This is a genomic window from Methanobrevibacter ruminantium M1, assembly GCF_000024185.1.
GTDB classification, from domain to species: Archaea; Methanobacteriota; Methanobacteria; order Methanobacteriales; family Methanobacteriaceae; genus Methanobrevibacter; species Methanobrevibacter ruminantium.
Genome location: NC_013790.1, coordinates 2,428,163 through 2,443,724, shown reverse-complemented (window position 1 = coordinate 2,443,724; position 15,562 = coordinate 2,428,163). Strand labels below are relative to the sequence as shown.

The following is a 15,562-nucleotide window of genomic DNA, read 5'->3' as shown; positions in this document are numbered from 1 at the left end:
TTAAACATCTTTTTAAAATTAGCTTTTTTTATTTTAGTTTAGGGTCTTAGTTTTATAGATTTTTTCTTTTTTGCTTAAATCTAATCTTTTTTAGGTTGTTTTTTAAAAGGATCCTCTATTAATATCTCAGAAGCTATTAAATCATCTGCAGTATTTAAAAAACTTCCAAGCTTGTCGCTTTTGATATTGTATTCTATTTCATCTGAATTTAATTCAGATTCTAAAAATCCCTCATTATCCACTTCTAAAGATTTATATACAATTTCAGCATTTTTTGAATTATTATATTTAAGTCTTATATTTGATTTTATTTTCATATTAACACATTTCTCTTTTTAATATAATATTGAATTATGAATTAATATTCTATTTGTAATTTTTTATATTTACATTTTCCATTCAGTTTTTTTTATTCATTATCTTAGTTGAATAGAATATTTTCCATTCAGTTTTTTATATTCATTATCTTAATTGAAAGAATTTTTTTCAATTGTATTTTTGCACTTTTTTGATTCAAAATTTTCACCATTTTCATTTTTTTAGATTAACTTTTTATATTTTCAATTTACTTTTGTATTCCTTCAAGTCATTTTCTTATGATTTTTACTGAAATTTTATAATTTTTCCATGAAAAATCATATTTTTTCATGAAATTTTGCCCAAGAATGATAACATTTATTAATGTTTAAAAAAATAAATAATGTTATTCTATCTAACTTAATAAAATAATAATAAATAATTATAAAAAAATTATATAAATATTTAAAATATGCTTTTAAAAATATTTTAAAAAACAATTATTTATTAGATTATCATTTTTATATGGCTTTAATCATGATAATAAGCAATATAATTATAGCTTATATTGTCTTAATATGGGTATCATTCTTTAAAGCCTTATTACAATGTTCTGATAGAACGTTTATTTATTTCAACATAAGCTGTTAAATAAAATGATATGGATTTCAGCTAGTTGAAAAAATGGGTTGCTGTGAAATAAAAAAATTTATATGGAATTAATTATTCACAGTCGATTCAAATTATGATTATATGGAGGACTTTTAATGGTTCGTGCTTATTCAAGAAGAGAATATATTAGAAAAATACCAAATAACAGAATTGTTCAATATGATATGGGTAATTTATCTGAAGATTTCCCTGTAAGATTATCTTTAGCTGTTAAAAAACCAGCTCAAATTAGACACAATGCTTTAGAAGCAGCTCGTATTGCTTCCAACAGATACATGCAAAGATCTGCTGGTAGATTAGGATACCACTTAAAGTTAAGAGTATATCCTCACAATATCGTAAGGGAAAACCCTATGGCTACCGGAGCAGGAGCGGACAGGGTTCAAAGTGGTATGAGAAATGCATTCGGTAAGGCTATCAGTGTAGAAGCTCTTGTAAAGACCAATCAAAAGGTTATGTCTATTGACGTAAACCCTAAAAACTTCGAAGATGCTAAAGTTGCTTTAAAAAGAGCTGGAATGAAATTACCTGTTTCCTGTAAAATTGTTGTAGAAAAAGGTGCTGAATTAATTAAATAATTCTTTTAATTAATTCTTTTTAGTTTTAAACATTTTTAAAGAATATTTTTTATTCTTTAGTTTTAAACATTTTTAAAGAATATTTTTTATTCTTTAGTTTTAAACATTTTTAGAGAATATTTTTTATTCTTTAGTTTTAAACATTTTTAGAGAATATTTTTTATTCTTTAGTTTTAAACATTTTTAGAGAATATTTTTATTCTTTTTATTCATTGAATTTAAAAAATTCCTTATTAAATTTCAATTAATTTTTTAATCTTTATTTGGACTTTTATTTAATATCCAAACATTATTTAATTTTATTTAAATCATAATTTAAGATTATTATTAAGATATGATTTTTTAAGAGGGAAAAACTATGTATGTTATAAAGTTTGAAGACTTAGGTAAAGATGACATCGGTATTGCTGGTGGAAAAGGTGCTAATTTAGGAGAATTGACTCAAGCAGGCATTCCTGTTCCTCCAGGATTTGTAGTAACATCCGAAACTTATAAGAAGTTCATGATGGATACAGGAATTTTCAATAGTGTTATGGATATATTGGACCAAACTGATATCAACAACACTAAAGAGCTCCAAGAGGCTGCTGAAGAAATCAAGAGAATCGTTATCGAAACTCCAATTCCAGAAGACATTTCCACTTACATCATTGAAGCTTACAATCAATTATCCCAAAAGGTCGGCGTAGATGAAGCTGATGTGGCTATTCGTTCTTCCGCTACTGCTGAAGACTTGCCTGAAGCTTCCTTTGCAGGTCAGCAAGACACTTTCTTGCACGTTCAAGGAATTGACAATGTAATCGAATATGTAAGAAAATGTTGGGCTTCCCTTTTTGAAGCAAGAGCTATCTTCTACAGGGAAGAGAACAACTTTGAACACTCTCAAGTTTACATTGCAGTTGTAGTTCAACAAATGGTCGATTCTGAAAAGGCAGGAGTAATGTTTACCGTAAACCCATCCACTGGTGAAAACATTGCCTTAATCGAAGGATCTTGGGGACTTGGTGAATCTGTTGTCAGTGGAACTGTAACTCCTGATAACTATGTTGTCTCAAAGGAAAACAATGAATTGTTGAATATCACTGTCAGTGATAAGAAAACCATGTTTACCAATGACGAAAATGGAACCTCCATTCAAGTGGACGTCCCTGAAGATAAGAGAAATGAAAGGGTCTTATCTGATGAGGAATTAGAAAAATTAGTTGAAATGGCTAAAAGGGTTGAAGGTCATTACGGCAAACCTCAAGACACCGAATGGGCTTTCCATGGCGGAAACCTATTCCTATTGCAATCAAGACCAATTACCACTCTTGGAGACGCTGAAGAAAAAGCTTCTGAAGAGGATGTTGACTTAGAAGTATTGATTAAAGGTCTCGGTGCAAGTCCAGGACTTGCTTCCGGTACTGTAAAGGTTATCTTAAGCCTTGATGAGCTTGACAAGGTTCAAGAAGGTGATGTGATGGTCACTACCATGACCACTCCAGACATGGTACCTGCTATGAAAAGGGCAAACGGTATCGTAACCGATGAAGGTGGAGTAACCTGTCACGCAGCTATCATCTCAAGGGAACTTGGAATTCCTTGTGTTGTAGGTACTGGAGATGCTACCACCACATTAAAGGAAAACGACAAGGTAACTGCTGACGGTAAGAAAGGTTTAGTCTACAAAGGAATCATCAAAGGAGAAGAACCTGCTGAAGCAGCTGCAGTACAAGTTTCTGCAACTCCTTTAATCACTGTAACCGAAGTAAAGGCTAATGTAAGTATGGCTGAAGCAGCTCCTAAGGCAGCAGCAACTGGTGCTGATGGTGTAGGATTACTTAGAACCGAGCACATGATGTTATCCACTGGCGTTCACCCAAGAAAATTCATCTTAGATGGCGAAGAAGACAAATTAGTGGATGTTATCGCTGAAGGCGTATTGAAAGTTGCAGATGAATTCTATCCAAAACCAGTATGGTACAGAACTCTTGACGCTCCTACCGATGAGTTTATCACCCTTGAAGGTGGAGAGGATGAGCCAAGGGAACACAACCCAATGCTCGGTTGGAGAGGTATCAGAAGAGAATTGGATGAGCCTGAAATCCTAAAGGCTGAATTCAAGGCTATCAAAAAGCTTCACGATAAAGGTTACACAAACATTGGAATCATGATTCCATTGTCACAACACCCATCTGAGCTTAGAAGAGCAAAGGAAATCTGCAGAGAAGTTGGCTTGGAACCTCAAGTGGATGTTGAATTCGGTATGATGGTTGAAATTCCAGCGGCAGCTATTCTCATTGATGAATACATTGCAGAAGGAATTGACTTTGTAAGCCTTGGAACCAATGACTTGACCCAATACACTCTTGCAGTGGACCGTAACAATGAATTTGTTGCAAAACACTACAGAGAAGAGCACCCAGCAGTAATGGCATTGATTGAAAGAACAATCAAGCACTGTGCGGCAGCAGGTGTAACATGCAGTATCTGCGGTCAAGCAGGAAGTGTGCCTCATATTGTTGAAAAGCTTGTTAAGTTTGGAATTACAAGTGTTTCATCTAATACTGATGCTGTTGAAGAGGTTAGAAAGACTGTTGCAAGAGCTGAAAAGAAAATCATGCTCGATGCAGCTAGAAAACAATTATAATTTAATTTAAAGATTTTTTATCTTTAAATTTTATTTTTTATTTTTTTTAAGTTATTTTTGATAATTTCAGTTTATTTCAGATATTTTTGAGATTTTTATTAATTTTAGATTATTTTTATTTATTGGTTTTTTAAAATTATTTTTAATTTAGCTTTTTTTAGATTTCTTAAAGATGCTTTTAAAAAACTAATATTTATTGGTTTTTAAAATTAATTTTTTGATTTAATTTTTAACTTATCGTTTCATTTTTAAGGTAATATCATGAATAAGGAACCTATTAGCGAAGAAGAAATTTTTAAGGAATTGGATTTTTACCAATCTCAAGATTGCAAATATTCAGATGGTAGAATTCTTGGATCTATGTGTACTCAAGCACATCCTATTGCTCAAAAAGCTTTTATTCAATTTTTAGAATCTAATCTTGGAGACCCTGGTCTTTTTAAAGGAACAAAAGCCATTGAAGATAAGGTTTTAAAAATGATTGGTTCTTTCTTATCCATTGAGAATCCTGTTGGCCACATTGTAACTGGAGGAACTGAAGCCAATATTATGGCCATTAGGGCTGCACGTAATATTGCCCGTGATGAAAAAGGAATAAGTCAAGGAGAAATCATCGTTCCTCAATCTGCTCATTTCTCATTTAAAAAGGCCTCAGACATTTTAAATCTTAAGCTTAGGGAAATCGTTTTAGATGATTCCTATCAGTTGGACGCTAGTTTTGTAGAGGATGAAATCAATGAAAACACTGTAGCTATTGTAGGAGTTGCAGGAACTACAGAACTTGGAATGATTGACCCTATTGAAGAATTGTCTAATATTGCTTTGGAAAATAACATTCACTTGCATGTTGATGCAGCCTTTGGAGGATTTTCCATACCTTTCCTTAAAGAGATAGGATATGGCCTTCCAGAATTTGACTTTTCATTGAAGGGAGTCAAGTCCATAACAGTGGATCCTCATAAGATGGGGCTTGCCCCTATTCCAGCTGGGGGAATCCTATTTAGAAATGAAGAGTATTTAGACTCCATTAGTGTAAATTCTCCTTATCTAACCATAAAACATCAATCCACAATTGTAGGAACAAGGATGGGAGCAACATCTGCTGCCACTTTTGCTGTTATGAAGTATTTAGGAAAGGATGGCTATGCAAGATTAGCTAAGGAATCTTTAGATAATGCAATATTTTTAGCAGAGTCAGTTAAGCAGTTAGGTTATGAGTTGGTAGTAGAGCCTAAATTGAATATTGTGGCATTCAATCATCCTAAACTTGAAACAGATGACTTGGCCCAATTGATTGAGAAGAGAGATTGGAAAGTCTCTTGCTCATCTTGTCCTAAGGCGATAAGAGTAATTTTAATGAATCATATTAAAAGAGAGCATATCGTTGAACTTATATCAGACTTAAAAGACATTTCTGAATCTATTTAGTTCGATTCTCTTATTTTTACTATTTTTTTAATCTATACTCTCTATTTTTCATTATTTCTTATTATTTTTCATTATTTTTCTATATTTATTTCACTTGATGTAGATAACAGTTTATAAAATTATATTTTTTTCTATATGGTTTATTTTAATTAGATTTTTGATAAATTATTTTTATAGATTAAGTTTTACTTTTAATTTAATTTATCGTATTTTTAATATTTTGATAGTTAATTTTTGCTGTGATTTTGTGATTTTGTGTTTAAGTGATTTTATGGTTTTACACTTTTGTGATTTTTCAATTTTTAACTTTTGTTACTTTTCTTATTTTCATTTTTGTGATTAGTTGTTTTTATGAAATTATTTTTTAGTGTTTTTTCATTTTTGTGATTTTGTGTTTTTTTTCAAGAGGAAATTTGTTCCAATCAGATGTTCTTATTCCATTTAGAATTAATATAAGAAAATTTTATTAATTTAGAAGAAAAATCTAATTATATGAAAAGAATAACTACTCCAATTAGTGATGATGATATTAATGATTTAAAAATAGGGGATAAGATTTCTCTTTCAGGAAAAATGTATTGTGGAAGAGATGCAGTTTTGCCTAAATTATCCAAATCTATTGAAAATGGCCAAGAGGATAAGTATCCATTTGATTTTAAAGGCATGGCAATTATGCATACTGCATTTAGTGTAGCAGGTATAGCTCCAACTACAAGCAATAAGGCAGAAATTGAATCTTCTATGGAAGCATTATCATCTGCTGGAGTTAAATTTCATATAGGTAAAGGTTCCTTATCTGATGAGACTAAAAAAACTTTGGATAAATATAATTCTATTTTTATTGTAACTCCTCCTGTTGCTGCACTTTTAACAAATAATGTAATTTCTAAAAAGTGCGTCGCATATGAAGAAGAAGGTATGGAGGCCTTCTTTGAGCTGGAAGTTAAGGATATTCCAGGTATTGTAGCAATTGCTCATGGAAAGTCTTTATAACTAATTATTTTTTTTTTTAAATTCTTTTTTATCATTTATTTTTTGCAATATTAGTTTTCAAATGCTCTTTTTAATTTTATATATTAGTTCTGAAATAATATTATATGAAAATTACAATTATTGTTTTTCTTGTTTTATTTTACAAAATTCTAAGGGGATTATATGCAAAGAAGAGGTACAACCAATCTGCCACTACATGGAGGTCATACGCCACGTTGGCTATTTGATCGTATGACCAAGCTTTCAGGTGCAATTACTGAAGTAGTAATTGACGAATATGGTCCTAATGAATTTTTAAACAGAATCTCTAATCCTTACTGGTTTCAGGCTTTTTCCTGTGTTCTGGGCTTTGATTGGCACTCTTCAGGTACAACCACCACAACCCTTGGAGCGTTAAAGTCTTCAATTGACCCTGAAAAGCATGGAATTTACATCTCTGGCGGAAAGGGCTCTGCTTCACGAAAGACCCCTCAAGGGATTGTAAGGGCTGGCGAGATATTCAATCTAAAAAGCTCTCATGTGGATAATATGGTAAACTCCAGCAAATTATCTGCAAAGGTTGATAATTCCTGCATTCAGGATGGCTATACATTATATGTTCATAATTTCTTCATAACCGAAAAGGGAGATTGGGCTGTTGTGCAACAGGGAATGAACACTGAAACAAAGTATGCTAGGCGCTATCATTGGATGGGGGAGAATGTAGACAGTTTCCTGCAAGACCCTCATAATGGAATTTCCTGCGATAAAAAGGAAAAGGAAGCTTTGAATATGGCTTCAAAGGATAGTGTTGAGGCTCAAAAGATAAGCGTTGATTTAATCAATGACAATCCTAACCATTTAAGGGACTATTTTAAAAGAAAAGATTCAAATCAGCTTCTTTTAACTGATTTCAGCATTAGCCAAGAGAATACCCTTACCCTTCCTCCTCATCATCAGGTATTGGATATGGATTTGTCTGATAAGGAATTTCAAGTATTAAAGAATGCTTGGGAAATACAGCCTGAGAATTATGAAGAGCTTATTTTATTAAATGGAATAGGTCCTAAAAAGATTAGGGCATTGGCATTGATTTCTGATTTGGTATTTGGTGAGCCTGCAAGCTGGAAGGATCCTGTTAAATACACATTCAGTCATGGAGGCAAGGATGGATTTCCTTATCCTGTGGATAGGGATGTCTATGACAATTCAATTGCAACTGTTAAGGATGCTCTTTATCAGGCAAAATTAGATAAGTATGATAAGATGAAGGCCTTAAAGAGATTGGATGATTTTATTTCTTAATCTTTAAGAATTTGGTGATTTATTTCTTATTTGTGGCTAATGTGTGGTTGTTTAATTAAAAATAAAGAGAATAAGAGTTATTCATCTTTATTTAATTTTCTATTTTAAAATCAATAGATGGTGTTTATTCTTTTTTATTAAAATCAATAGAAGGGTGTTTATTCTTTTTTATTTAATTTTCTATTTTCATTATGAACATTTACTGTTTTTCCATGGGCTGTTGGAATAACCTCAAATACAGGGTCTTTAAATTCCAAGTCAAACTCTTTTCCTTCCATCAATAAATGTTGGAAAATTGCAAGTGCTGCAACTTCAGAGTGAGGCTGTGTGGTTACAGAAACATTCCAGTCTGCGTTTTTATATACTTTTGTAGGCACTTTCGCTCCGCCCACTATAATTAAAATGTCATCAGAGCTTTCACGCACTTCATCTACAACCTCATGGGCCTGTGCACCATACATGGTCAAATGAACTATCTTTCCACCTTTTTCTCTCCAGTTCATTATGACTTCCATATATGAATTGTTATATTCGATTTCAAAGTCTCCTCCCCATCTGTCTGCAATGTCTCTAACGCTTCTCATCATGCTGTGGTCCTCTTCACCTGCTAACCATACTTTGCTTGCTCCGAAAGCTCTTGCAGTTAGGCATACATGGGTTGTAATACGTGTGTCTCTTCCAATTCTGTGATCTAATCTTAAAACGTTTATTGTCATATTTTTGTCCTTCTTAATCTTTCTACTCTGTATAAGTTATTTTTGTAAGTTAATTAATCTTAAATCATTATTTATTCAAGATGCTGAAATGTATTGATAATTAATTTTAATTATTGTTTATATTAATACACTAAAATGCATTGAAATTGCAATTAGCATCGCAAGCAATGAAAATAACCTTCCTAGTTCATTAGAAGTTCCAAGAACATCTCCATTTGCAATCTTAAGATGTCTTTTTGCAATTAGTGCAGTTAAAGCACCTCCAAATGCTCCTCCGATTATTCCTAAAATTCCTATCTGGGATCCTATCCTCATGCTAAGTAAGGATGCAATGATTAAGCAAATTATAAGTCCAACAATATAGTTCTTAATATTCATATATTTTATAAAGTATTTGCCTATTCCTTCTTTTCCTGCTTTTGAAGTGATGCAACAGGTTGTTAATCCTATCTTTGCTGCAATTTCAGCAACTATGATTAGCAAAATGAAATCTGGGCTTATCATATAGGAATAATCAATCAATGATGAATATAATGCAATTGTTATAGTTCCGACGATAAATCCTGTGGCTATTCCGCCAACTCCAGTCATCGGGTCCTTCATAATCCTTAATTTCTTTTCAGGATCTCCATGAACCATTACTCCATCTCCAAAGTCCATCAATCCGTCAAAGTGATTATATCCGTTGATTATTAATAGGAATCCATAAATTATTGCTCCAATGACCAATCCGTCCAAATGTGCAAATCTGCATAGGATAAATGCGATGATTGCAGCTATCAAACCAACAATTCCATTTAATACTGGCCAGAACCATGTCATTTTTGCCATTTCATCAATTGTTGTGTAGATATTTAATGGCAGGATGGTTGAAAATGTGAATAATCCTCCAATTGAGCGTAAAATGGAAGGGTTTTGCTTTTCAAAATAGTCATCATTGTTTTTTTCTTTCATTGTTTCAACTTTTGCTTTTTTTAAATTTGATTTTTATTTAGGCTTTTTTGCCAATTATTAAACTACAATAAATCTTATAATTTCAATTATTCTTCCAATATTTTAGTCATACAACCTGCAACAAGTCCTGCAAAGGTATTGGATAATATAGGGCCTAATCCATACAAGATACCTGGTTTATGCCTTGAATATCTTCTGTAATTTAAGACTCCTTTAGTTCCGGATATTTGATTGGCTATTGCTACTCCAATAATCTCATCTGGATAGAAATGAACTAATTTTTCATTTAAATCTATCTCACGAACTCTTTGCTTTCTAAAATCATCTTCCAGTCGTATTGCAGCCATAATCAATGCATTAATGTTTCTGTCACTGACAGATTTAAGCAATTGCTTTTTCAGCTTTTCCTTTAGCTCATCTGTAGGCTCTGTGTTTTCTAAAAGTTCCATTCCAAGCTCTACCAAATCTCCAATTAAAATTCCTTCGCTAACAAAGTAATCTAGAATTCCAATATTCAGATTGATCTTTCTTATTGCGTCCTCGCAGCTTATGGTGACCCCATCTTCAATTCTTTCTTGAAACTCTTCAAGGTCCAGTTTGTCATCTTCATATTCCATATTTGTGATGTCCAATCCTATTTCCATTATATAATCCTGATTTAAGGTCTCTTCTGGCAGATTGGAAGCAATAACCAAGAAATCTTCATTGTTTAGGATATTGTTTATATGGAGGGGCATGTGAAGGGATTCAAAGAATTTTGCCTTTTGCTTTGTTGCGGTCTTATAAAGCTGAATGAGCAGCTTAGGGCTTAATGCATGGTCTATTAGAATGATCTGTCCAAAGTTTATCTTTGCATTGTGGAATCCTTTCCAGCTGTTTACAACTTTCAGATTGTCTGTGAACTTCTGGACTTCCAAATCGTTAGAAATTACTGTGATTATTGTTATGTCATTGTAGGAATTTATGATGAATTGGGAGTTATCAAAGCTTTGGCTTATGTATCCTCCTTCTATATTGTTGTTTTCCTTATATTCTTCAGTAATTTCCATCAGTTCAACGTCACTAATCTTTTCATCTTCATATTGCCTATTAAAGCTAACATAATCTTTAGAGAGAATCATGATGTTTTCAATTATGTCTATTCCATCGCTTATCTCCAGGTCGCTGAATGTCAGAAAGTAATCTGGATTGTTTATGTATAGCACATCTTCGTTTTTAATCAGTTTTCCAATCTCTAATTCATGAATGGTTTGGTCACTTTCTTTCTTTTTCTTGTTTTTATTAGCCTTATTTTTTTTAGACAATTGAATTCCTCTTTAAGATTATAAGTATATCTTTATAACAAATATTATTTAATTGTAATTATATATCTATAAGTATAAGAAAAAATTGAAAATTCTGGAATACTGATTTAATTTTATCAATGGATGTTTTATCATGGTTTTTATTATTGACCCTCAAAATGCAGGAATATCTGGGAATATGATTATTGGAGCTCTTGTTGATTTGGGAGCAGATGGCGAAAAGGTCAAGAACCTTATGGAAGATGTGGCTTACGACTTTGGAGAGGTAGAGGTTTCCATAACTAAAGTCAATAAGTCAGGTATCGAAGCTAACTTCTGCAATGTTAAAACAATCCATGATGAAGATGAAAATAATCATCATATTCATTTTCCAGACTTTATTGATAAGATTGATTCACTAAAGGAGCTTGATATTGAAAACTTGACTGATGAAATCTTGGATATGGCTAAAAATGTCTTTAAGCGCATAGCCATTTCTGAATCTAGAGTTCATGGAAAATCTTTGGAGGAAGTTCATTTTCATGAGGTCGGGGCAGCTGATGCTGTGGCAGACGTTTTAGGTGCAATCTGCGCTTATTTTGACTTGGATATGGACAAGGAAAGGGTTGTTGGATTGCCTATTTCTGTTGGAGGAGGCACTGTAAAGACAGCCCATGGAATAATCCCTGTTCCGGCACCTGCAAGCTTGGATATTCTTAAAGGCTTGAATGAGGATGAATTCAATGACTTCTATAAGGGAGAGGCACAATGCCGAGGAGGGCCTGTTGAAAGCGAGCTTGCAACACCTACTGGTTGCGCATTGTATATGGAATTCTGTGATGAATTCCTTGAGTTTGCTCCAATGATGTCTCCAGAGAGAATCGCCTATGGCTGCGGCTCTAAGGAATTTGATTTCCCTAATGTCATAAGAGTCATAAAGTCAAAGGATACAAATGAGAAGCATAGAGTTTGTGTTATTGAAACCAATATAGATCATATGTCTGGGGAAGAATTAGGATTCCTATTTGACTTGTTGCTTGATGCTGGAGCTTCCGATGTTTCTATGGTTCCAATAGTGATGAAGAAGAATAGGCCAGGGCAATTGATTAAGGTTATCTCAAAGCCACTTCTTGTAGATCATCTAGTGAATATATTATTTAAGCAAACCGGAACATTAGGCATTAGGGTTTCTGAAAACACTCATAGGGGAATTGCTGAAAGGCATTTTGTTCCTTTAGACATTAATATTAATGATAGGATTTATACCATTAACTTTAAGATAGGTCTTATTGGGGATGAGATTATTTCCCATAGGCCAGAGTATGAAGACCTTAAAAGAATCTCTTTAGAAGAGGACATTCCTTTAACAGAGATTAAGGAAGTTGCAAATACAATGATTCGTGATTTTTTAGAGAATAATAGAGAATAAAACTTATTTAAATGTGTTTTTGATGTTAATTTATTTTAAAAAATAATATTTGTCCCTATTAATTATTATCGTTAAAAAAAAATCATTGGAAAAGTTTATATAATCTGAAATGTTATAATTTATTAAACATTTAGAATAATTTTTCATTAAAATCAGATAATTTTTAGCTTTTTATTTAAATTTTTATTTAAAATTATGTTAATTTTAACAAGTAGTGAGAAAAATGGATAAAAGAATAAATTTTGTATCAATCTCTAGATTTACCCTCCTTGTGGCTATTTTTCTATTGATAATAAATAAGATACAGTTTCATGCAAAGATTTTAGATTATATGGCCTTAGCTTTAGCCATATTTGCTATAATTTGTATTATCATCTTTATCATACAATTTAAAAAGGGATTGGTTGAGTTTCCTATTAAAGTTGTTGTTGAAACTAATGTTGATAAGGCTTTGGCTGATGGGGCTATTACTGAAGAGCAAGCGGAAAATATTCCAAAGAGGGTTGTTCTTAATGCAAACGATATCTTTTTAAATTTAGTCTTTAATCTTGCAATTGCCAATCATTTTGATCTCTTGCCTGTAGACGTTCTTAGGGAGTATATACCAGACATTCCTCCAGCTAATCTTATGAGATTGTATGAAAAGTCTAGAGAGATAAGTGATGATTTGAATGATTACTTTAGGTCTCAAAAGTTCTTAAATAAGGCCGATGTTATTACCCGTTCTGATGAGATAAAAACATATTTGAGAGAGACTTATCCTTGGATGGATGATGTTACTTTGGATAATACTTTTGATTACTTCTTTTTAGGAATTGGTAATGGATAATTATTCTTACCAATATTTTTACTTTTTTTATTTATTTTTTACTTTTTTAGTCGATTTAATACTTTTTTTACTTTAAATTCTCTTTTTTAATTTTTGAAACCTTTCTTTTTTAACTTAGAGTAATTCGTATAATATCGAATAAATAAATCTTTTAAATCAGAATTCAATAGTTTTTGATTAAATTGCTAAAATAAATCTTTAGAAAAATTAGTAAAGAAAAAATTTAGATTAAAAATCAGTAAAGTAAGAATTTAGATTAAAAATTAGTTAAGTAAGAATTTAAATTAAAAATCAGTAAAATAAGTTATTTAGTTTAAAAAAGAGTTTAAAAAAAAGAAAAAAGAAAAGAATTAGACTTATTCATCTAATCCTTTAATTACCATTATATTATCTCCTGCGTTAACAGTGTCTCCTTCTTCTACGAATATTTGTTCAACAATACCATCCTCTTCGGCATAAATATCGTTTTCCATCTTCATAGCTTCAAGAACTGCTACAACAGAGCCTTTTTGTACTTTATCTCCAGTGTTTACCTTGATTTTAAGAACCATACCTTGCATGGATGCAGTAATAGCACCTTCGATAACTGGAGCTGGCTCACTGCCTTCTCCATCAATCTTTATGTATCCGGTTGGCATGATCTTTACATCAAAGACATCACCATCAACCTCTACAGAGTATTCAGTAGGAATGGCACTGATTCCGCCATCATCTATAACCTTTTTCTCTGGGAAGTCTTCTTCCTTGATTTCTCCGTTAAGGAATTGCTTAGCTACTGGAGGTAACATTGCAAGGGTGAGAACATCCTCTTCCTTCTCGAAGTTCTTAAGGTCTTCAGCCTCTTTCTTGAACTTGTCATATTCAGGCTCAATCAAGTCTGCAGGTCTGCAGGTGATACGCTCTTCATCACCAATGATCTTTTTGGCGATTTCTTCATTGATTGGTGCTGGAGCACGGCCATAGTAACCTTTCATATAATCTTTAACTTCGTTAGATACGATTTTGTATCTTTCTCCATTGATTACATTCATTACAGCTTGAATACCTACAATCTGGCTTGTTGGAGTTACAAGTGGAGGATATCCCATATCCTCTCTTACGCGAGGCATTTCTTCCAATACGTCTTGGTATCTGTCCAATGCGTTTTGCTGTTTTAATTGTGAAATTAAGTTGGAAAGCATTCCTCCAGGGATTTGATACATCAATACGTCAGTGTCGATTCTTTCACTGATTGGGTCAATATAGCCTTCGTATTTTGCCCTAAGGGTTTCAAAGTATTTCTTGATTTGGTTTAATGTCTTAAGGTCCAATCCGGTATCATATTCAGTTCCTTGCAGGGATGCTACAATACTTTCGGTAGGAGGCTGTGAAGTACCCCAAGCCAATGGAGAGATTGCAGTGTCTAAAATGTCAACTCCGGCTTGACAAGCAGCGTAATAACTGATTGGAGTGATACCGCTTGTACAGTGTGAATGCAAGTTGACAAGCAAGTCAGTTTCTTCCTTTAATCTTGAAACCAATTCAAAGACAACAGCAGGACTGATTAAACCTGCCATATCCTTAATGGCTATTGAATCACATTCCAATGCTTCAAGCTCTTTAGCAAATTCCACAAACTTGTCTACAGTATGAACTGGGCTGATTGTGTAGCTGATTGTTCCTTGAACATGAGCTCCTTGAGCCTTAGCTACCTTAATGGATTGTTCCATGTTTCTAATATCGTTCATAGCATCGAATATTCTAAAGATGTCAACACCGTTCTCATAGGATTTCTCTACGAATTTGGTTACAATGTCATCTGCATAATGTTTGTATCCGAGTAAGTTTTGACCTCTTAAGAGCATTTGTAGAGGAGTGTTGGTAAAGTTTTCTTTTAATATTCTAAGTCTTTCCCATGGATCTTCGTTTAAAAATCTTATACAAGTGTCAAAGGTTGCTCCGCCCCATGCTTCAATTGCATGATATCCTACTTTATCCATCTCTTCAGCAATAGGAACCATATCTCTTGTTCTCATTCTGGTTGCTAAAAGGGATTGGTGAGCATCTCTGAATGCGGTTTCAGTTATTTTTACTTTCATCTTTACACCTCACTTTCCTTCCTTTAAATTAACTGAATAAATATATTTTTTTTACAATTATCTGTTAACTGAATAAATATATCAATTATCTTTGTTCGATAATTATAAAACAACTAATATATTAAAAATTTTTTCATTATATAAATATATTATGTTTAAACTATTAATAATACTTATCTATTATTTTGCCTAATTTAGAACCTAATCAGGTTTAGTGATTGGTTAAAAATGAGTGAGTTTTTCTGGGAGATTAGGATTATTGTATTTGATTTAAAGATATGTAAAATTGTATCTTCAGTGTTGATGCTGTTAAAAAATGGTTTTTTTGGTGGTATTATTAAAAATAAAAAGTTAAGAGTTAAGACAAAGTCTTAACTAAAAATTTTTTTTAA

The 15,562-nt window shown here is 32.4% G+C and carries 12 protein-coding genes; 7 read left to right on the top strand and 5 right to left on the bottom strand.

The genetic code is table 11. The annotated features are described in order from the left end of the window. Positions 1-80 precede the first annotated feature (80 nt). Entirely contained in the window at positions 81-317 is a 237-nt protein-coding gene (locus MRU_RS09505) for a KEOPS complex subunit Pcc1 (protein WP_012956697.1), read from the bottom strand. Positions 318-1,064: 747 nt separating this feature from the next. Here MRU_RS09505 and rplJ point away from each other — a divergent pair. The 5 genes from rplJ (at position 1,065) to MRU_RS09480 (ending at position 7,881) form a co-directional block, all read left to right on the top strand. After that, positions 1,065-1,547, top strand: coding sequence for a 50S ribosomal protein L16 (gene rplJ / locus MRU_RS09500; protein ID WP_012956696.1), 483 nt, complete (start codon positions 1,065-1,067; stop codon positions 1,545-1,547). A 358-nt stretch (positions 1,548-1,905) separates the two neighbouring features. Next, positions 1,906-4,176: a phosphoenolpyruvate synthase gene (gene ppsA, locus MRU_RS09495; RefSeq protein ID WP_012956695.1), complete on the top strand. Its 2,271-nt coding sequence runs from the start codon at positions 1,906-1,908 to the stop codon at positions 4,174-4,176. Between the two features lie 261 nt (positions 4,177-4,437). Then, on the top strand, positions 4,438-5,604 hold the full coding sequence (gene mfnA, locus MRU_RS09490; protein ID WP_012956694.1) for a tyrosine decarboxylase MfnA: 1,167 nt from the start codon (positions 4,438-4,440) through the stop codon (positions 5,602-5,604). A gap of 492 nt (positions 5,605-6,096) precedes the next feature. Then, positions 6,097-6,597 carry a fumarate hydratase C-terminal domain-containing protein gene (locus MRU_RS09485; protein ID WP_012956693.1) on the top strand — a complete coding sequence of 167 codons (501 nt, stop codon included), beginning with the start codon at positions 6,097-6,099 and terminating at the stop codon, positions 6,595-6,597. Between the two features lie 162 nt (positions 6,598-6,759). Beyond that, positions 6,760-7,881: a DUF763 domain-containing protein gene (locus MRU_RS09480; RefSeq protein WP_012956692.1), complete on the top strand. Its 1,122-nt coding sequence runs from the start codon at positions 6,760-6,762 to the stop codon at positions 7,879-7,881. A gap of 158 nt (positions 7,882-8,039) precedes the next feature. Here the strand turns inward: MRU_RS09480 and MRU_RS09475 are convergent, their stop codons facing one another. The 3 genes from MRU_RS09475 to MRU_RS09465 all read right to left on the bottom strand — a co-directional run bounded on the left by MRU_RS09475 (position 8,040) and on the right by MRU_RS09465 (position 10,855). Continuing rightward, entirely contained in the window at positions 8,040-8,597 is a 558-nt protein-coding gene (locus MRU_RS09475) for a tRNA methyltransferase (protein WP_012956691.1), read from the bottom strand. Positions 8,598-8,714: 117 nt separating this feature from the next. After that, complete coding sequence (gene cobS / locus MRU_RS09470; RefSeq protein WP_012956690.1) at positions 8,715-9,551, bottom strand: adenosylcobinamide-GDP ribazoletransferase; 837 nt, start codon at positions 9,549-9,551, stop codon at positions 8,715-8,717. Positions 9,552-9,637: 86 nt separating this feature from the next. Continuing rightward, complete coding sequence (locus tag MRU_RS09465; RefSeq protein WP_012956689.1) at positions 9,638-10,855, bottom strand: alpha-ribazole phosphatase CobZ; 1,218 nt, start codon at positions 10,853-10,855, stop codon at positions 9,638-9,640. A 133-nt stretch (positions 10,856-10,988) separates the two neighbouring features. Between MRU_RS09465 and larC the strand changes: the two genes are divergently transcribed. Beyond that, positions 10,989-12,263 carry a nickel pincer cofactor biosynthesis protein LarC gene (gene larC / locus MRU_RS09460; RefSeq protein WP_012956688.1) on the top strand — a complete coding sequence of 425 codons (1,275 nt, stop codon included), beginning with the start codon at positions 10,989-10,991 and terminating at the stop codon, positions 12,261-12,263. Between the two features lie 223 nt (positions 12,264-12,486). Next, on the top strand, positions 12,487-13,092 hold the full coding sequence (locus tag MRU_RS09455; protein ID WP_012956687.1) for a hypothetical protein: 606 nt from the start codon (positions 12,487-12,489) through the stop codon (positions 13,090-13,092). Positions 13,093-13,448: 356 nt separating this feature from the next. Here the strand turns inward: MRU_RS09455 and oadA are convergent, their stop codons facing one another. Beyond that, positions 13,449-15,170, bottom strand: a complete 1,722-nt coding sequence (gene oadA, locus MRU_RS09450; protein ID WP_012956686.1) for a sodium-extruding oxaloacetate decarboxylase subunit alpha — start codon at positions 15,168-15,170, stop codon at positions 13,449-13,451. Positions 15,171-15,562: the final 392 nt, after the last annotated feature.

What these genes read in the sequence shown, in the direction of transcription:
- oadA (WP_012956686.1), bottom strand. Translation starts at nt 15,170, where the DNA reads ATGAAAGTAAAAATAACTGAAACCGCATTCAGAGATGCTCACCAATCC.
- MRU_RS09485 (WP_012956693.1), top strand. Translation starts at nt 6,097, where the DNA reads ATGAAAAGAATAACTACTCCAATTAGTGATGATGATATTAATGATTTA.
- MRU_RS09505 (WP_012956697.1), bottom strand. Translation starts at nt 317, where the DNA reads ATGAAAATAAAATCAAATATAAGACTTAAATATAATAATTCAAAAAAT.
- larC (WP_012956688.1), top strand. Translation starts at nt 10,989, where the DNA reads ATGGTTTTTATTATTGACCCTCAAAATGCAGGAATATCTGGGAATATG.
- mfnA (WP_012956694.1), top strand. Translation starts at nt 4,438, where the DNA reads ATGAATAAGGAACCTATTAGCGAAGAAGAAATTTTTAAGGAATTGGAT.
- MRU_RS09480 (WP_012956692.1), top strand. Translation starts at nt 6,760, where the DNA reads ATGCAAAGAAGAGGTACAACCAATCTGCCACTACATGGAGGTCATACG.
- cobS (WP_012956690.1), bottom strand. Translation starts at nt 9,551, where the DNA reads ATGAAAGAAAAAAACAATGATGACTATTTTGAAAAGCAAAACCCTTCC.
- rplJ (WP_012956696.1), top strand. Translation starts at nt 1,065, where the DNA reads ATGGTTCGTGCTTATTCAAGAAGAGAATATATTAGAAAAATACCAAAT.
- MRU_RS09475 (WP_012956691.1), bottom strand. Translation starts at nt 8,597, where the DNA reads ATGACAATAAACGTTTTAAGATTAGATCACAGAATTGGAAGAGACACA.
- MRU_RS09455 (WP_012956687.1), top strand. Translation starts at nt 12,487, where the DNA reads ATGGATAAAAGAATAAATTTTGTATCAATCTCTAGATTTACCCTCCTT.
- ppsA (WP_012956695.1), top strand. Translation starts at nt 1,906, where the DNA reads ATGTATGTTATAAAGTTTGAAGACTTAGGTAAAGATGACATCGGTATT.